Source organism: Mesorhizobium sp. BR1-1-4, assembly GCF_020165375.1.
Classification (GTDB): domain Bacteria; phylum Pseudomonadota; class Alphaproteobacteria; order Rhizobiales; family Rhizobiaceae; genus Mesorhizobium; species Mesorhizobium australicum.
Map to the genome: position 1 here is coordinate 553,378 of NZ_JAIUIB010000001.1, position 18,909 is coordinate 572,286.

The following is an 18,909-nucleotide window of genomic DNA, read 5'->3' on the forward strand; positions in this document are numbered from 1 at the left end:
TCCCGGCGCCGTGGTGACCGAATTCGCTGAGAAGTCGTATCTTGCCGGCTAAACAACTGGCACATTGGTCAGGGTGGTGCTGGCGGGAGCGTGCCCACGAGGTTGATCGTTCCGCCGCCGCCCGACGTGTCAACTGTGGGGCTGCCGGCATTGTCGTCTTGCACAACGCCCGTCACCGACCCGGAACCAGATCCGTTGGTAGACAGGTTAAACGTCGTGCCCGCATTGAAGTTGCTCAAGCTCACATTGATGCTGCCACCAGTAAAGGTGTTCTGCTGCGCGCCGGTGCCGCCAAGCACGAGATTCATCTTGCTGGTATCCGCGGGCGGCCCCACGGTTGCACCATTGTCGGCGAAGAACCCGGCGAAGGCGAAGGCGACACCTGGCGCGGTGACGCTGTTGCCGTACACCGTAGCGTTCATCGTCGCGCTGCCGTCATTGTTTTGCAGATGGATGCCGTTGTTGCCCCAGCCGGTAATGGTGTTGTTCTGGATCAGCGTCGTCAACGCACCGCCGCCGGCCGCGCGCACGAAGATGCCATCGGAGTTCGAGCCCGTTTTGGCAACCAAGGTGTTGCCGACGATCTTGCCGGTCATCGTGCCCAGGTCCTGGCCCTTGGCGACGAAGATGCCGACGGTGTCGAAGGCATTGGCACCGCCGTCGCTGTTGAGGTTGTTGGTGATGTTGAAGGTGGTGGTCGCCGCCGACACGTTGCCGCCCGAACCGCTGCGGACCGAAATCGCGGTGCCGCCGCCCGGAATGATTGATTGGCCGTTGTGGAATGTGTTGTTGGTAGCGACCACATCCATGGTAGCATTGTTGTTGGCGATCGCTTCGAAGAAGTCGGAGCGCGTACCGGAGAAGGTGTTGTTGTCAAGAGTCACATTCGCCGTCGCGCTGTTGTAAACGGTAAAGTCAACATTGTCGTTGCCACCGCCTGCGTTGATCAGGCCAAACGTGTTGCCGCTCATCGTCAACCGGTTGAGCGTGCCGCTGGTGTTCCAGACCGCGACATTACCGTAATAGCCGCCGCTGATGTTGGAACCGGTGATCGAACCGGTGCCGAGCAGATTGTCGAAGCGGATCGCGCTTTCTTCAATATTGCCGTTATTGTTGGAGCCGTTGACGCCGCTGACGACGGAGTTGGCAAGGATGAAGCCGGTGACATTGTTGCCGTAGACGGCGAAGTTCGAGAAGTCGTTCAACTGCATGTTGGTGAACGAAGCACCGCTGGTGTTGCGCAGGAAGATGCCTGTGCCGGCCGAACCCGAAGCGGTGTTCCCACTGGCCGTATTGCCGTTGAGGATATCGCCGCCGGTCTTGTTGGCAATCGTGCCGCCGGAGGCAACCGCGCCCGTGCCCGTCACTTTCAAGCCGCCGGCAGCACCGGTGTTATCGAGCACGATGCCGGCATTCGCGCTCGACGTCGTGGCCGAAATGCGCTGGAACGTGACATTGCCCGCACCGATCGTCGTGTTGACGATGTTGAGCGCCGTGCCGGTCGTGGATGTAATCGTGTTGCCAGAACCCGTCACCGTCACCGTGCCGCCGGTGGTTGCTGCCGGACCCGCGCCGGTGGCGTTGAAGCCGGTGCCGCTGGTGGTGCTGATGACCAGCCCACCATTGCTGAAGTCGATGATCGCGCCGGCATTGTCGGTCAGGCTGACGCCGGCCGCGCTGCCCGACGTGATCGACTTGGAGGTGCCCGAGAAGGTGATGGTGCCGGCGGCGTTGTCGTCCAGCAGGATGCCGGTCTGGCCGGCGACATTGTGTGTGATGGTGCCCGACAGGGTGATGTTGCCGGCGCCGGCGGCGCGATCCTGGATGTTGACCGCCTGGCCGGTTCCGCTGGTGATGGTGCCGGCATAGCTGAAGGCCACCGTGCCGCCGCTGTTGGCGCCGCCGGCGCCGTCGCCGATGCGGATTGCCGCGAGGTTGCCGCCGAGCAGGGCGCCGGTTCCGAGATTGATGGCTCCCGGGCCGGTGACGGTGTCCAGTATCACGGCGCTGCCGCCGCCGCCGCCCGCGTTCGTGGAGGCGAAGCTCATGCCGCCCACGCCGACGGCGACCGTGTCCAGATTGACCGCGGCGCCGCTGCCGGCGGAAATCGTGTTGCCGGAGCCGGTGACGCTGACGGTGCCGCCGCCCGTGGCATTGAAGCCCTGGCCGCTCGACGTGGTGATCGCCAGCCCGCCGCCGGTGAAGTTAATGGTTGCGCCAGAGTTGGCGGTCAGAATGACCGCGGCGTTGGCCCCGGTCGAGAGCGTCTTCGACGCGCCGCCGAAATTGATCGAGCCGCCGGCATTACTGAGGGCGACGATGCCCAAGCCGCCATCGTTGCGAGCGATGGAGCTGGCGGAGTCGAAATTGACCGAGCCGCCGGCCATGCCGCGGATGTTGGCGACATTGCCACCAGGGTTGGTGATGTCGACATTGTTGAGGTTGACGGTCGCGCTCACGTCGTCGTTGGCCGGCGTGCCCTGGTCGCCATCGACGACGAAGGCCGTATTGGTGGCGCCCGCGGCGGTCTGGATCGCGACATTGTTGAAAGTGTAGGTGCCGGTCGCGTTGTTCGCCGCATCGCCAAGGATGGTGATGCCGGCCGTTCCGGTCAGGCTTGCATTGTTGACGGTGACGTTGCCAGCGGCGCCGTCGATCAGGATGCCGGTGCCGGCGGTATCGTTGAGGCCGTTCGCCACGGCGGTGGTGAAGTTCACCGTGCCGCCAGTGGTGTTGGCGACCGCGATCAATTGCTGGCCGGCCATCGCTTGTGCGATCGTGCCGGCATAGGTGATATTGGCCGAGCCGCCGCTGACACTGAACGCCGTGCCCGAAGCGCCTGTCAACGAGCCCGTGCCCAGGTTCACCGTGCCGGTGACATTGGTCAGCGCGACGTTATTAGGGCCCCCGCCGGAAGTGGTCGAGGTGAAATTGATGCCGGCGGCGATGCCGTTGAGGTTGATCGCCTGGGCGGCCGTCGTGCTGATCGATCCGGTGGCGACATTGACCGTGCCGTTACCGGTCGCGGTGAAGGCGGTGTTGGTGCCGCTGCCCGTCGTGATGGTGAGGTTGGCGAAGCTGACGGTCGAGGCCTGGCCGCCATTGTTGATCGCGACGGCGGCGCCGGTGGCGTTGTTGTGGTTGACGGCACCGGTGAAGCTTACTGTGTCTGCTCCAGTCGCGCCCGAAATGAAAATGGCCCTGGCTCCAAAGCTCGACGTGACCGTGCCGGCAAAGCCGAAGCTGCCGCCGGAGCGGTTGGTGATGCTGACAGCGGTGCCGGCGGCGCTGGAGACCGAGCTCGTGTCGTCGAAGCTGAACGCAGCATCGCCGCCGACCACGGACAGGCCGCCGCCGCCCGACGTGACGACTTTGGTGGCGGTGACCGTTCCGGAGGCAGCACCAAACTTGATGGCGGTGCCGGCCACGCCCGTGGAGAAGAGGGAAAGATTGGTCAGCTTCGTCGTGCCGGTGGCGCCGGCGCCGAAGTCGATATCGGTGGCGGTGACGTTCCTGATCGTCATGTTGCTGATCGTGGCGCCCGATGTCGCGCCGCTGATGCCGATCGCGGCATTGGCGCCTGTGCCGTCGCTACCGTTGATGGTAAAGCCGTCGATGATGTTGCCGCCGCTGCCCAGCGTGACGATGCTGCTGCCATCCGAGCTTGTCAGCGTCGCCGCGCCGCCGGACGTCTGATCGGCGATCGAGACGTTATTGCTGGCCAGCTGGATCGTCGACGGCACGGTCAGCGCCAGGTTGATGTTGCCGGCGCCGAAGCCGCGCACCTGCTCGCCGGCCTGCAGCAGCAGCGTGTTGTCGCCTCCCGCCGCTGTGATGACGCCATTGTTGACGAGAACGAGGATGTCGTTTGGCCCGGCCTGGAATTCCGCCGCGGCCAACGTCATCAGATTGCTTTGATCCTTGCCAAGGCCATCGCCGGTCGCGGTGGCGCCGACGAAATAGATCTTGCCGATACCGAAGCCGAGGCCCGGGCTGGCCTGGAAGTTCACGTCCTGGACGTTATAGGTGCCGAGCGTTGGCGCGCTGGAGGCGTCGATGCCGACATTGGCGCTCACGGTCGAACCCTTGTCGGTCGTCGATTCGCCGTCGCCATAGGTGAAGGCAAGGTTCGTCGTGCTGTTCAGGAATATGCCGGTGTTGGTACCGGCGATGCTGGAAAATGCGCCGCCGACCGCGGCGTCACCGAGGCGTACCGTCGATCCGCCGGTCGCGCCGCGCAGGTCGACGCCGATCGAGGAGCCCGCGCCCACGGCGGCATTGGTGACGTCGAAATCATTGGCGGTGATCGCCGCGTCGATGATCGCGCCATTCAGGTCGAAGGCAACGGCCGAGCTGCTGTTCAGGCCGATGCCCAGATCCGTGAAAGACAGGGCCGCGCCAAGCGTGCCGGACACATCGATGCCGCGCGAGGTTATGCCCTGCAGGTCAACCGTGCCAAGTGCGATGGCGCCGCCGGAGACGTTGTTCAGCGCGATGCCGGTAGCGGCGCCATTGGCAGAGACGCTGGAGAAATTCACGCCGCCAGCACCAACGGTCGTACCGCTGAGATCGAGTGCGGTTCCTGACCCGGTCGTGATCGTGTTGCCCGAGCCGGCGACACTGATCGTACCGCCCGTCGCGGCTATGCCGGCGCCGGTGGTGGTATCGATGTTGGCGAGGCCGGTGACGTTGAGCGTGCCGCTGGCCCAGCCGATGCCGCCGCCGGTCGTGTTGTTGACCGTTACCGTGTTGAAGTTGAACGTGCCGGTATTGGTATTGATGGCGCTGATGCCGGCGCCCGACGTGCCGGTGATGCTGGTGGCGCCGGTGACGGCGAAGGTGCCGGCAACGCCGTCGAAGATGATGCCGCTGGCGCCGCCGGTGGCGGTGACGCTGCCGAGCGTCATGTGGACCGTCAGCGGGTCGAGATTGATGGCAGTGCCGTTCGTGGTGTCGACCGAGCCGCCCGAGCTGTTCAACGTGAAGGTCGTGCCACCCTTTTGGTTGACCAGCAGGCCCGTGCCGCCATTGTTGGCAATGCTGAAGGTGCCAAGATCGAGCGTGCCGCTGGTGTTGAGCAGGTTGAGGCCGTCGCCCTGCACGCGCGCACCAGTTGTGCCGACGGTGAGGGTGCCCGCGCTGACGGTGCCGCCGCCGCCCGTCGAGTCGAAAGTGGCACCGTTAAAAGCAATGCCGCCGCCGGTGCCGCCGATGACCGTATTGTTGGCGAACGACCGGATCGCGATCGTATTTTGCGTGGCGCTGACGCTCTGGCCGAGGAAATTGGCGGCAAGCGCGGTCCCTGTCGACTGCAGCGTGTTGCCGTCGATCGAAAGCAGAAGCCTGTCGGCAGCCGGCGCGCCGCTGGTGATGAAATCGAGCGCCCTGCCGCCGGCGGCGATGTCGTTGTTCCTGAGGAAGAAGCTGGAGGCGGTCGCCACGCTGCCCGAGACGCCGGTGCCGCTGCCGGTGTTGCGGATGATCAGGTTCTCGATGCCGCCGGTGAGGACGCCGGTGCCGGCCGTCGCGAAATTGACCACCGAGGCGGCGGTGTTGCTCTGCAGGATCGGCCGCAGCGTATCGATGCCGCTCGGCGCCGAAATAATCGGCGAGTTCTGCACCGTCGTGAAATGGAAAACCCCCGATGCGCCACTGCTGGTGTCGACACCGAGCTGCGAGACATCGACGGCCGCATCGCCGCTCTTGAAGGCAAGCAGCACCTGTCCGTCGTCGAGTTGGAACGAGGTGCCGCCCAGGTCGATCGTCTCCTGGCTGCCGGTGCCGTTCTTGTCGATCAGCACGATGACATTGGCCGTGGAATTCTGGGCGTTCGCATAGGTGCCTGGATTGAGCAGGCTGCCGTCGCCGAGAGCGCTGGCGTCGGCGGTGACATAGTAGACGCTGATCGCCGACAGGTTCGAAGTGTCGCCGGAGAAATTGACGTCGTTGAAATTGTAGTCGCCCGATGTCGGCAAGCTGTCGGTGGCGTGAATGACCTGGCCGCCGGTGGTGGCGATCGAAGACTCGGCCGGACCTGCCCCGTCGCCGAAGACCAGCTTGGCGTTGGTGGCGTTGGAGAACTGGACGCCATAACCGACATTCTCGATCTTCGAGGTCTGGCCGGCTGGGTTGTTGTTGGTCGTGTCGCCGAGCTGGATCGTGCCGGTGCCGGTCGTGCCGGCCATGTCGATGCCGATCATGCCGGCGAAGCTGCCGCCGTCGACGTCGAAATCGCCGGCCGTGATGGTGCTGGCGCCGAGCGCGGCGCCGTTGAGCTCGAGGCCGATCGCGTTCGCCGCGCCGAGCCCGATGTTGAGGCTGGTGAAATTCAGCGTCGAGCCGAGCGTGCCGGAGATATCGACGCCATGCGAGGTGATGCCCAGCAAATTCGCGGCGCCGAGGCTGACGGTGCCGCCGGAAACATTGTTCAGCGCGATGCCGGTCGCCGCGCCGTTGACCGAGACGCTGTCGAAAGTCACGCCATCCGGGCCGACCGTCGCGCCGTCCAGGTCGAGCGCGGTGCCGGTCGTCGTGGTGATGGTGTTGCCGGTGCCGCTGACGCTGACCGTGCCCGGGCCGGTGGTGCTGGCGGTGAAGCCGGCGCCGCTCGAGGTGGTGATCTTGAGGTTGCCACCGGTGAAGGCCAGCGTGCCCGTGCCTTCGCCCGGGCCGATGCTGGGGGCCTTGACGATGGCGCCGTTGGCGCCGCTGCTGGTATTGAAGATCTTCGACGTGCCGGAGAAGGTGGCCGTTCCCTCGGACGATCCGTCAAACAGCACGCCGATGCCCTTGCCGGTATGATTGGTCGTGCTCGAAATGTTGTAGGCGCCGTTGGCGTTGCCGGTGAAGGTGAAGGCCGCCGTCCCCGCCGCCGCCGCGTCCGTGGTCGAAACGACCGAACCGCTCAAATTGAGCTCGCTCCAGTCGGTCACGGCCTGCACGACACTGCCGGTATCAACCTTGATCGAGCCGTTGTAGTTGAGCGTCGCATGGACGAGATCGTTGCCGCCGCTGACCGCGATGGCCGAACCGGTAGTGCTTGTCGTCGCACCGATGCTGGCGACGCCACCATTGCCGCCGACGTTGATGATCCCGCTCTGCAGGCCGGTCGTGACGATGCCGCCCTCACCCCCATCGATGGTCAGCGTGGATCCGGCGACATTGGCGATGTTTATGGTGCCGACCTGTGGGCCGCCAATGTCGAATCCTCTGAAGCTGACGTCGAGATCTATATCTCCTGTGAAATTGACCGCCCCGGTCCCAGTTAGGCCGGACAGCGAGGCGCCCGTGTAGCCGGTATCCCTGAGCCCGCCGATGTTGACATCGCCGTTAAGGACGGCGGCCTGCAGCAACACGCCGGCGTCTGTCGATACCGCCGCGATGCTGTCAAAAGTAATGCCGCCAGCGCCGACATTGGCGCCGAACACCACCAACCCGTCCGCGCCGGAATTGATCTTGTTGCCGCTGCCGGTGACCGTGACGGAGCCTGAAGTGAAATCGCCAAGCGCGGCGAAGCCCATGCCGCCTGTCGTCGTTATGTCCAGGCCGCCAGTGGTGAAGTTGATGGCGGAGTTCGTGTTGGGGCTCGGCGTGCCGGACGGGTATCCACCGGGGAAGCCGATGTTGACGCCGTCGGTCGCGCCCGAGCTGATCTGCTTGGTGGTGCCCGAGAAGGTGATCGTGGCCGAATCATTGCCGGCAATGAGGATGTTGCCGCCAGCGCCCGCAAGGCCGTCGGTCAGATTGCCCGACAGCGTCACCGAGCCGCCTGTCAGCTCCTGGATCGAGACCGCCGCACCGGTGCCGTTGCTGGCGATGGTGCCGCCATAGGAGACGGTGGCGTTGCCGCCGCTGGCATTGGTCGCCGAGCCTATATTGAAGGCCGTGCCGGTGCCGGTGTTGGTCAGCGTGCCGGTGCCGAAAGCGGCCGTGCCGGCCAGGTTCTGCAGGTCGATGCCGTTGCCGGCGCTGAACGTCGCGCTGGTGGACGTGAAATGAATGTCGGCCGTGATGCTGTCGAGCGACGCCGCTTGCGCGTCCGTGGCATTGATCGTTCCCGCGTCGACCGTGATCGTGCCGCCGCCGGTGGCGGTGAAGGCCGTCGTTCCATTGGTGGAAACGTCCAGATCGGCGAAGGTGATTCCCGCGCCGCTGTTGTTGGCCAGCGATACGCCATTGCCGCCGATGGTCGCCTTGTCGGTGAAATCGACAAGGCCGCCGGTGCGGTTGACGATCGAGACGCCGCCGCCGGTCAGCGTGCCGGCCGGCCCGCCATTGGGCAGGTTGCCGCGCGTGAGCGTGATGTTGCCGTCGCCGCCATCGGCGTCGAGCAGCGTCCCGGCGACGTTGATGTTGTTGTCGATGATCGAGACGTTGCTGGTGAGGCCGTCGACCTTGAACGCCGTCTGGCCAACGGCGACATTGCTGACCGTGACGCCCTGGATCGTGATGCCGCCGGTGTTGTCGAAGCCGGCCGCACTCTGGTCGATCAGGAAGACTGAGCCGCTGGCGCCAGTGAAGTCGAAGGCGGTGTTGCGTACCTGATTGCTGCCGAGCAGATGCATAGCGTCCGCGGTGCCGGTGACGACGCCCTCGTCGCCGGTAACGTTGCCGCCGGTGGCGCCGAGATTGCCCTGCACGTTCACCTGCTGGAAGGTGCCGGACACGGCGATGGTGTTGCTGTTGCCGAAGCCGGTGATCGACTGGCCGGAATCGAGCGTGAACGGCGTTGCGCTGAGATCGACGGTGCCGACGAAGGCGAAGGTCTGCGTGCCGGTCATGAGATCGGCGTCGGCAAGCGAAATCGTGGTCACCGACTGGCTGAGGCCGTACGTGCCGACGGCGATGACGCCGCCCGACTGCGAGACCATCGTCACCGCGCCGACCGCCGAGGGCAGATTGGCGCTGCCGGTGAAGAACACGTCGTCGAAATCATAATTGCCGAGCGTCGGGTCGAGCCCGACCGTGTTGACGGTGTAGCCGCCGGGCGCGGCGCTGATCGAGGATTGCAGCCCGTCGGATGAAGTGCCGTCGCCGAAGGTGAAATTGGCGTTGGCCGAAGTCAGCGTGCTGAGGCCGGACGACAAATCGACGCCGATATGGACGTCGCTGATGCTTGAGCCGCGCAGGAAGGTGATGGTCTTGTTGCCTGTCGTCGACGACAGGTCGATGCCGCGCGAGGTGGCCTCGCCGGTGCCGGTGATGGTGGTCACGCCGAAATCGGCCGTCGTCGACGAGCCGCTGAAGTCGATTGCCGTCTGGTTGGCGCCGGCGCCCATCGTCACACTGGTGGTGCCGAAGCTGACATCGGCGTTGATGCCGCCGAAGTTGATGCCGGCGGTGTTGGCCGCCGAGCCCAGCGTCACATTGGTGGTGCCGAAAGTCACCGAACCGGAATTGCCTGAAATGTCGATGCCATTGCCGGTTGCACCCGACACGGTGACCGCGCCGAAGGTGGCGCTGCCGGCGACATTGGAGACCGACAGGCCGTTGCCGACCGCGTTGGTGATCGAAATTGGGGACGTGGCGTTGAAGGTCGCGGCCGCGCCCAAGCCTGCGATGATCGCGCCACCGCCGCCGCTGGCGGTCAGCGCCGAGTCGGTGAAGCTGATCGTGCCACCCGTCGGCGCGGTGGTCGAGCCGATGGCGAACAGGTTGCCCGCGCCGGTTGAGGTGACCGGACCAGTGAAGGCGACCGAGCCGCCGGTGATGCCGTCGACCCTGACGGCCGTGCCGGGCGCTGTCGCCGAGCTGTTGATGGTCGCGCCGATCGTGATCGCCGCGCTGCCGCCGGAGACGACGACGCCATCGCCCGTGCCGGAATTGGTGATGGTGCCGCCAATGTCGATCGTGCCGGTGTTGTTGGTCAGGCTGACATCGGCGCCGGCGATATTCGTCGTTACGAGGTTGCTGACGCCGACGGTCGCGGCGCTGTTCTGAACCAGGAAGCCGGAGCCTCCACCCACCACGGTGTCGACCTTGGTCGTGCCCTGGAAGGTGTATCTGCCGCTGGCGACATTGTCGAGACTGATGGCGACGCCGCTGATGCGATACAGGTCGACGCCACCGAAGTTGACGTTGCCGCCGCTGGTGTTGGAAATGGCGATGCCGGTCGAAACGCCGCCGCCCGAGCCATCCACGGTGACGCTGGAGAAGTTCACTCCGGCCAGGCCGATCGTCATGCCGGCGATCTGGATGCCCTTCTCGTCCGGCCCCAGGCCGGTCGCCACGGTATTGCTTGCCCCGTACACCGTCAGATTGCCGCCATTGACGGCGCTGAAGGCAAAGCCGCCATCGGTTGTCAGATCGAGACCGCCGACGAAAGCAATCGCGCCGCTGGCATTGCCGGTCAGGTCGATGGCGTTGGCCGCGCCGGTGCTGGCGGTGATCTTGCCGCCGAACCTGGCGAAGCCGCCGTTCATGGCGTTGATCTTGACCGCGCTCGCGGCAGCGGTCTGGTTGATCGTGCCGTTATAGATGAGATTCGGCGTCGAGGAATCGATGTTGAACGCCACGCCTGTCGTGCCGGCGATCGAGCTCGCCGCGTCAAAGGTCAGGGTCCCGGTGGTGCCGCCGGTGATGCTGACGCCCGCGCCGGCGCTGGCGATATCGAAATTGGTGAACGTGCCGGTACCGCTGAAATTGTCGAGCGACAGGCCTGTCGCGACATTGCTGACCGTAACGCCCTGCACCGCCAGGCCGGCAACACCCGTCCCGTTGATCGCCGCGCCGCTGCTGCCCGAAATGTTGAAATCCAGCAGCGAGTTGCCGTTGCCCAGCGTGACGACGTCGCCGGCGCCCGAATTGGTCAGCGTCGCCGCCCCGGTGCCGGGATCCGAAACGACCTGGTCGTGCTGGATGTTGGTCCCGGTGACGTTGATCGGCACGCCGCCGAGCGAGAAGGAGCGGCCATTGCCGAAGGACGCCAGCGTCTGGTCGTCGCTGAGCGAGAAGCCGCCCGACGCATTGATCGGCGTGTTGCCGGCGTCGTTGACCAGCACGAAGATCGCGTTGGCGTCGGTAATGCCGTCGGCGGTGCCGATCGACGCCAGGTTCGCAAGCGAGGAGCCGTCGCCGGCACCCGAGGCTGCCGCGCCGACGAAGATCACGTTCTGGAGGTCGAACAGCTGCGGGCCGCTGAACGTCGTCGAGCCGAAGGCATAGAGGCCGAGCGTCTGGTTCAACCCACGCGCGTCGAGCGAGGCGGTGACGCCCGCGATCGAGCCGCCGCCGAAGCTGAATTGGGCATTGGCCGAGTGGGCCAGCGAGCCGGCGATGCCCAGGCGCACACCCGTGTCGACGCCCGAAATGGTGCCGCCATTGGTGATAATGATCGAAGCGCCGCCGGTGGTGTCGGCGAGATCGATGCCGATCGAGCCGGCGCCCGATCCGCTGATGTTGGCCGAGAGCGCCGTGAAGGTCGTCTGGCTGCCGGAGAAGTCGAGGCCGGCATGGCCGAGACCGAGCCCGGAGATGACGATGTTGCCGGCCACAACCGCCGCGTTGACGCCGCTGAACGACATGCCGTCGCCGCCCAGCGCCGTGATGTTGATGTCGCCGAAGCGGATCGTTGCCGGCGAATCGGAAATGGCGATCGCCGGTCCCGTCGTGTTGGAGATCGTGGTGGCGCCGTTGACCGTGAAGCTGCCCGAGACATGGTCGAGCACCACGCCCGATGTGCCGCCGGTCTGCGAGATTGAATCCAGCACCACATGCGCGGTGATCGGGTCGATGAAGATGCCGGCGCCGTCGTCGCCCAGCGCCGTGTTGCCCGACACCTGGCCGCCGGTGGTGGTGAAGCTGCCGCCGACGGCGGTGCCCTTCACCGTTATGCCGGCATCCTGGTTGTCCTGCGCGTTGAGGATGGCGAAGCTGTAGGTGCCCTTGCCCGTAATATCGAGGCCGTCGTCCTGGTTGCCCGACAGCAGCGTCGTGCCGGTGAAATTGTAGGTGCCGTCGCCTTCGATGTGCAGGCCGTCGAGGCCGTTGCCGGTGGCGGTGAAATTGGACGCGCTGACATTGGTCGAATTGCCGGTGAAGTCGGCGCCATTGCCGCCGGTGCCCGTTACCGTGACGTTGGTCAGCGTCGTGCTGGTGGCGTTGTTGCCGAAAATGCCGTCGCCGCCGCCGGTGATGGTGATGCCGTTCAGCGTGTTGCCGTTGCCCAGCGTGATGACGGGGTTGGCGACGTTGGTGCCCTGGATCGTGCCGTCGCTGCCGCCCAGGTTGAAGGTGGCGGTGCCGCCGCCGAAAAGCTTTGCGGTGACGCTTTCGCCGCCGCCGATGACCGTCTGGCCCGTGGCCAGCGTCACGCCGCCAGTCGTCAGATTGCCATTGCCGCCGAGCGCCACGACGAAGCCGCCGTTGCCGGCCTTGGTGACGGCATCGTCCAATGTCGTCGGGTCGGCCTGCGTGCCGGCGCCGGCCAGGCCGCCATCGGCGAAATAGAACTTTCCGAACGCGGCATTGGTGGCGGCGTTGATGGCGACGCGGGTCGTCGTGCCGCCGGTCTTGTCCTGGCTCTGGATGCGGACGCCGATATCGCCGCGCACCCGCTCGTTGACGCGCTTGCGCAGGCCTTCGCTGACCGGATAGACCGGATCCGCCCCGATGGCCGCGGTGCTGTCCGAGCCGCCGCCGGGATTGAACGGGATATTCAGCCGCACGCTGCCGGCGAACTGGGTGTCGTCGCGATTGTCGTTGCGCACCTCGCCGGTGAAGGTCAGCGACGTTCCGGTGCCGAAGACATCGCCGATCTCATATTCGATGCCAGCCTTGGCGCCGGTGACGCTGCCGTCATCACCGTGCGGATCCTCGAAATGGTAGCCGCCAATGTCCAGTCGCAGCGAATGCTTGTCGGGCAGATTGAGCGGCACCTTCGCTCCAACCTCGCCCTCGATGCCCCAGGCCGCGTAGTCGCGATGGTCGAGCACCGAGATCTGCTCGATCAGCTGGTTGGAGACCATCGACAGGGTCGAGCTGGTCGAGTGGTCGGTCGAGTCGCCCTTGATCGGCACGAAGACGTTCACATGCGCGTCGAAATTCGGCGTGATCGCCTCGACGCCCAGCGTGCCCCCGGTGAACTGGGTGCCGCCGTAACTCTCGGCATTGAAATAGGCATAGCCGCCGAGCATCAGGTCCGGGTTGACGATGCGGCGGATGCCGAGGCCGATATCCTGGCCGAAGGCGTCCTTGAAATCGTGCTTGGCCCGCACATCCAGGAACAGCACCGATTCGGCGGTCTGCTTGATCGGGATGAAGCCTTCGAGCGCGGCGTTGCCGCCATTGTTGTCGGCGCCGATGATGGCCCGGACCTGGGGCTGCCAGAGCCCGGCATCGTCGCCATAGGCGGCCACGCCCGAGAGCGCCAGCGCCAGCGACGTAAGCGCCGTCGTCTTCCAGAGCTGCCTTGCAATGCTCGAACGGCGATAACCGGCGCGCATGAGGAACCCCTCCCCACGCGCCGCCATCTCACCAACTTGCCGAGACTTCTCGGTAGTTCCCATCCCTGGCGAGTCCTTCTGGGACTACACGTCCCGCGTGCCGATGTTTAATGGAATTCTATTGTATAGCGAGTCCCCAATGATCAAACTGCTGTTGTGGCCCACCAAACTGCTACTCTGTGGCAACATGGACACAGTAGATTTGCCGGCTTGCTTCGGTGGATTCCTGGCTTTCAGGCTGGATTGGAGTGTTGTATCAAGCCCTACTGCGGGAAATACCGGTGGGGCCTAAAAGAACATGAGAGTTGTTTTAGCTGTAGCTAATACTTTGAGCTTGGCCGCAGGTATTGGTGCCCTGTGGCTCATCCTGTCGGGCGCCGGACCCGCACTTGCCGAGGAAGCCGCCAAGCCCCAACCGGCCCAGTCAAAGCCGGCCGACGCCAATCCCTGGGCGGTCAACTGCTCCAGCGGCTCGGCGAGCTCCGAACTTCAATGCCAGGTGTCTCAGAACCTGACCGAGGCGAAGACAGGACAGCGCGTGCTTACGGTGACCGTTCGCCGCGACAACGGTAATGGCAGCCTCGCCATGCTGCTCGCCTTGCCGCACGGCCTCTTCCTGCCGTCCGGCGCCAGCTACCAGATCGACCAGGGACAGAAGACGACCATCGCCATCCAGACCAGCGACCAGAACGGCGCCTATGCCGCCACGCCGCTGCCGCCGGACCTCGTCAAGGCGATGAAGTCGGGAACCAATCTGAACATCGGCATGGAGTCCGTCACCCGCAAGCCGGTCACCATCCCGGTGTCGCTGGCCGGCTTCACCGCCGCCCTGACCAAGCTGGAATCGATCAAGTAGCGGGTCGCCGGCAACCGTGGCCGACATCCTATCCCTTCGTCATCCACGGGCGGAGCAGCCGCGGCGCGGCGTCGCGGAGACCCGAGGATCCATGCCGCGACCGTGCTGGCGGGTGCAGCGGAGCAGATTCTGGACCGTGGATCCTAGGGTCTGCGCTGCGTCGCTGCGCTCCTTGCTCCGCTCTAGGATGACGAAGTCGTGGGCGTCTCCGCTCCGCACTCAAGGTATCGGTGCGTCAATACGAGCAACCGTCTTGATTGTCCGCACCTGCGATGCTCCGTTGTCGCTTCGGACATCCGGAGAAACACATGACGGGTTTTGTCGACCGGCAGCGCGCCACGCAGTTGATGCAACGCGCCGGCATCGCCGCGCTGGTGCTCTCAGCGCCCGAGGCCTTCCATTACGCGACCGGCGCTTCGATCGGTCCGGCCGGACTGTTCCGGCGCGCCGGCGCCGGCTTCGTCGTCGTCCCGGCCAGGCAGGACCTGCCGATCGGCGTCGTGGTCGCCGACTTCAATGCCACGCAACTGCGGACCGCCGCGCCCGAGATGGTCGTGCGCTCGCACCCGATCTGGATCGAAGCAGCGCCGGTCGAGACAGGAGCTGCCGGGCTGCCCCTGGCGGAGCGTATCGAGGCTGGCCTGGCTTCGCTCGGCCGCGCGCCGGATTTCGCGCGTCCCGCCACCTTCGACCTCGCCGGCTCGGTGCGACAGCTGCAGGCAATCCTCGCCGATTTCGGGCTGGAGCGCGCCACGCTCGGCCTCGACCTCGACTTCATTCCCGCCGCCGATTTTGCCGCCATCAAGGCGCTGCTGCCGGATTGCCCTGTTGCGGACGGCTCGCTTGTGCTGGACCGGCTGCGCGCGCTCAAGTCGCAGCGCGAGATCGACCTGCTTCGGCAAGGCATCATCCTGTCGGAAGCCGGCCTGGAGCGGCTGCAGGTCGATGCCATGGCCGGCATGCGTCAGAGCGATCTCGTCGCGCTCTACCGGCAGGGCGTCGCCGCAGCGGCGGCTGGGCTTTCGTATCCGGTCATCACGGCCGAATATGTGACGCTGGGCGCCCGGGCCAAGGGCGCCGACGCCAGGGCCGTGGCGGGCGATCCGCTGAAATGCGACATGGTCTGTACGGTCGGTGGCTACGCCTCCGACATGTCGCGCAACTTCACCTTCGGCCCGCCTTCGGCTGATCAGGCCGAACTGCACGCCATTGCCGAGCGCGCCTTCGACGATGGGCTGGCCGAGCTTGTTCCCGGGAACACGCTTGCCCATGTCCACCGCGTCGCCACCGACAGCCTGGCGCGCCAAGGCCTGCGCTCCTACCGCCGCGGCCACTTCGGCCACGGCGTCGGGCAGTCGGTCTTTTCCGAGCAATGGCCGTTCATATCGGCCGGCAGCGAGGTCGTGATCGAGGCCGGCATGGTGCTGGCCTTCGAAATCCCGCTCTATATCGACGGCCTCGCCAGCTTCAACCTCGAGGACCAGTTCCTGATCACGCCGGATGGGCCGGTCGCGATGAACCGGCTGCCGCGGCGGCTGGAGGTGATTGGGTAGTAGGAGGCTTGATATCTGCACCTCCGGAAATTGGCTGAGGTCCCTCCACCTTCGTCATCCACGGGCGGAGCAGGAGCGAAGCTCCGTCGCGGAGACCCGAGGATCCATGCCGTGACCTTTCCGTGGGGTGCAGCGGAGCAGAATTTTGGACCGCCGGGAACGCTTTGATGTCGCGGCATGGATCCTGGGGTCTGCGCGGCGTCGCTGCGCTCCTTGCTACGCCCCAGGATGACGACGGGAAAGGTTTTGCCGTCCAGCGATCAAACCTCCGTACAGGTCCCTAAGCGCTCACCGGCGGCCGCCTGTCCCTCCATGGCATTTCCTGTTCCAGCTGTGCCGACGCCGCCAGCACCGTCGCCTCGTCGCCGTAGCGGCCGACCAGCTGCACGCCGACCGGCACGCCGCCCTGCGACCAGCCGAGCGGCAGCGAGATCGCCGGCTGGCCGGAGATGTTGAAGGGGAAGGCAAAGACGGCATCCGTCCATTTGGCGTTGTAGCGGTCGATGTCGGTCTCCGACATGTCGTAATAGCCGAACGGGCGCGGCAGTTGGGTCAAGGTGGGCGTGACGAAGAGATCATAGGCCCTGAGGTCGCCGACAATATCGCGGCCGACCTGCCGGAGCTGCTCGACATCGGAGATGTGCCTGACCCCGCTGGTGGCGCGGCCGCGCTCGATGATCGCCCAGGTCACCGCCTCGACATCGCCTGGCGTCGCCGGCCGGCCGATCACCGTTTCCAGGGAGTCGAAGGTCGCCGCCGTCTGCACGCAGGTCATGTTGGTGTAGGTCGCCCATACGCCGTCGGCATCGAGCGGCATGTCGTGCTCCTCGACATGATGCCCCAACCGCTCGAATGCGGCCACGGTCGCCAGCACCGCCGCCTTCACCTCCGGATCGATGGCGGTGCCGTTGGGCGGCGTGACGGTGAAGCCGATGCGCAGGTTTTTCGGCGCACGCGCCGACAGGCTGAGCCAGGAGGCATCCGGCACCGGCGGCGTATAGGGTTCGCCGGGCAGCGCGCCGGCCACCGCATCGAGATAGGCCGCCGTGTCGCGCACGGTGCGCGAGCAGCAGAGGAAGTAGGCACCGCCATACCAATAGTCGCCGAACGGCGCCAGGCTGACGCGGCCGCGCGACGGTTTCAGGCCCACGATCCCGCAGCAGGAGGCGGGGATGCGGATCGAACCGGCGCCGTCGCTGGCCTCCGCGATCGGCACCATGCGCGAGGCGACAGCCGAGGCCGCACCGCCGCTCGAGCCGCCTGGCGTGATGCCCTCCTTCCACGGGTTTTTCGTCGTGCCGTAGAGTTTTGGTTCCGTCGTGATCGACCAGCCGTTTTCGGGCGCGTTCGACTTGCCGACCAGCACCAGTCCCGCCGCCTTCATGCGGCGAACGACTTCGGTGTCGAAATCGGCGACGACATCTCTGAGGTAGAAGCAGGAATTGGTGTTGGGCGCACCCGTCCAGGACGAGGCCAGTTCCTTGAGCAGGAATGGTACGCCGGCAAAGGGTGCCGATCTGTCGACCGTCGCGGCCTGCGCGCGCGCCATGTCATAGAGGCGATGGATGACCGCGTTGAGCGACGGATTCAACCGTTCGACCAGCGTGATCGCCGCCTCGACCAGTTCCGCCGGCGAAACCTGGCCGCCGCGGACCAGCGCGGCGAGGCCAAGCGCGTCGGACTCGGCATAGGTCTTCAAAAGACTGTCGGTGACCATGTCTCACTCCCAAATTTGCGTTGCCTCGACATCGCGCTTAGGAACGCGCGAGCTGTCGCTACCGGCTAATTACAAATGTAGGCGCCGCCCCTCATCCGCCTGCCGGCACCTTCTCCCCGTATAGTGACGGGGAGAAGGATGAAACTCCTGCGCTGCCGGTGCCGCCTCCAGCGCCAGCAACCGGATAGCATCAGGCCAGCTCGACCGTCCGTCCCAGCTCGATGCTCTGTTCGGCCGCGAGCACGATGCGCAGGCTGTTGACCGCCGCGTCCATCTGCTCGGTCAGATCGAGGTCCTCGCTTATGGCGCGCAGGAAGAACGCCTGCTCGCGGTCGCACAGTTCCTGGTGGCCGGGCTCGTCCTCCATGCTGACGATCTCGTCGGGCTTTTTGAAATTCTTGTCGCCGTCGACGGCCGCATAATGGATCTTCAGCGCGTCGGTCTTGGTGTGGCGGTCGATGTCGGCGGAGTTCGACACTTCGGCCAACTCGGCCGCGCTGCTCGCCTGCTGGCCGGCGACGATCGAGACCGCGCCTTTCGGGCCGACGACATCCTTCACGAAGTAGGCCGTCTCGCTCATCATCGGGCCCCAGCCGGCCTCGTACCAGCCGACCGAGCCGTCATCGAAGGTGACATGCAAGTGGCCGTAATTCTGCTTGTCGGCTTCGGCCCATAGTTTGGCGCCGATGCCATGCACGCGCACCGGCTTGGCGCCGGTCAGCTGGCACATGACGTCGACATAATGCACGCCGCAATCTACGATCGGGATCAGCGAATCGATCAGGTTCTTGTGCCAGTGCCAGGCGCTGCCGCTGCTTTGCTGGTTGAGGTTGAGCCGCATGACCAGCGGCTTGCCGAGCGTCTTGCCAACCTCGATGAACTTGATCCACGAGGGGTGGACACGCAGGATGTAGCCGAGCACCAGCTTGCGGTTTTTCGCTCGCGCGGCCGCCACCACCTTTTCGGCGTCCTCGATGTTGGTGGCCAAGGGCTTTTCCATGAACACGTGGCAGTTCGCCGCGATCGCCTTCAGCGCGTATTCGGCATGGGTGTTCGGCCAGCTGTTGATCGAGACCGCGTCCGGCCTGGTCTCCCCCAGCGCCAGGTCGAAATCCTCGTAGAGCGGATAGCCGGCGAGTTCGGCCGGGATTTTCGTGTTGCTCCTGATCGAGCGGCTCATGATGCCGACGATCTCAAACCCCTCCGAGCGATGATAGGCACTGGCGTGCGACGCACCCATATTGCCGAGACCCACCACCAGTACTTTCACCTTGTCGGCCACCGTTATCTCCCAGGTTCTGGATTGAATTGTGCGCGGCGACCGGTTGCCGCGTGTTTATC

General features: G+C 65.4%; 5 protein-coding genes. 2 read left to right on the top strand and 3 right to left on the bottom strand.

The features are described from left to right. Positions 1 to 68: 68 nt before the first annotated feature. Positions 69 to 13,442, bottom strand: a complete 13,374-nt coding sequence (locus tag LB571_RS02830) for a beta strand repeat-containing protein (RefSeq protein ID WP_224592087.1) — start codon at positions 13,440 to 13,442, stop codon at positions 69 to 71. 334 nt (positions 13,443 to 13,776) lie between these two features. On the opposite strand from LB571_RS02830, the gene LB571_RS02835 reads away from it, so the two are divergent. Both LB571_RS02835 and LB571_RS02840 read left to right on the top strand, forming a co-directional pair. Then, the gene (locus LB571_RS02835) at positions 13,777 to 14,298 is read left to right on the top strand and encodes an invasion associated locus B family protein (RefSeq protein WP_224587168.1); all 522 of its coding nucleotides are present in this window, start codon (positions 13,777 to 13,779) and stop codon (positions 14,296 to 14,298) included. Positions 14,299 to 14,606: 308 nt separating this feature from the next. Next, positions 14,607 to 15,851: a M24 family metallopeptidase gene (locus tag LB571_RS02840; protein ID WP_224592089.1), complete on the top strand. Its 1,245-nt coding sequence runs from the start codon at positions 14,607 to 14,609 to the stop codon at positions 15,849 to 15,851. 280 nt (positions 15,852 to 16,131) lie between these two features. Here the strand turns inward: LB571_RS02840 and LB571_RS02845 are convergent, their stop codons facing one another. Next, the gene (locus tag LB571_RS02845) at positions 16,132 to 17,568 is read right to left on the bottom strand and encodes an amidase (protein WP_224592091.1); all 1,437 of its coding nucleotides are present in this window, start codon (positions 17,566 to 17,568) and stop codon (positions 16,132 to 16,134) included. Positions 17,569 to 17,758: 190 nt separating this feature from the next. Further along, positions 17,759 to 18,850, bottom strand: a complete 1,092-nt coding sequence (locus LB571_RS02850) for a Gfo/Idh/MocA family protein (RefSeq protein WP_140876140.1) — start codon at positions 18,848 to 18,850, stop codon at positions 17,759 to 17,761. Between the last annotated feature and the right edge of the window lie 59 nt (positions 18,851 to 18,909).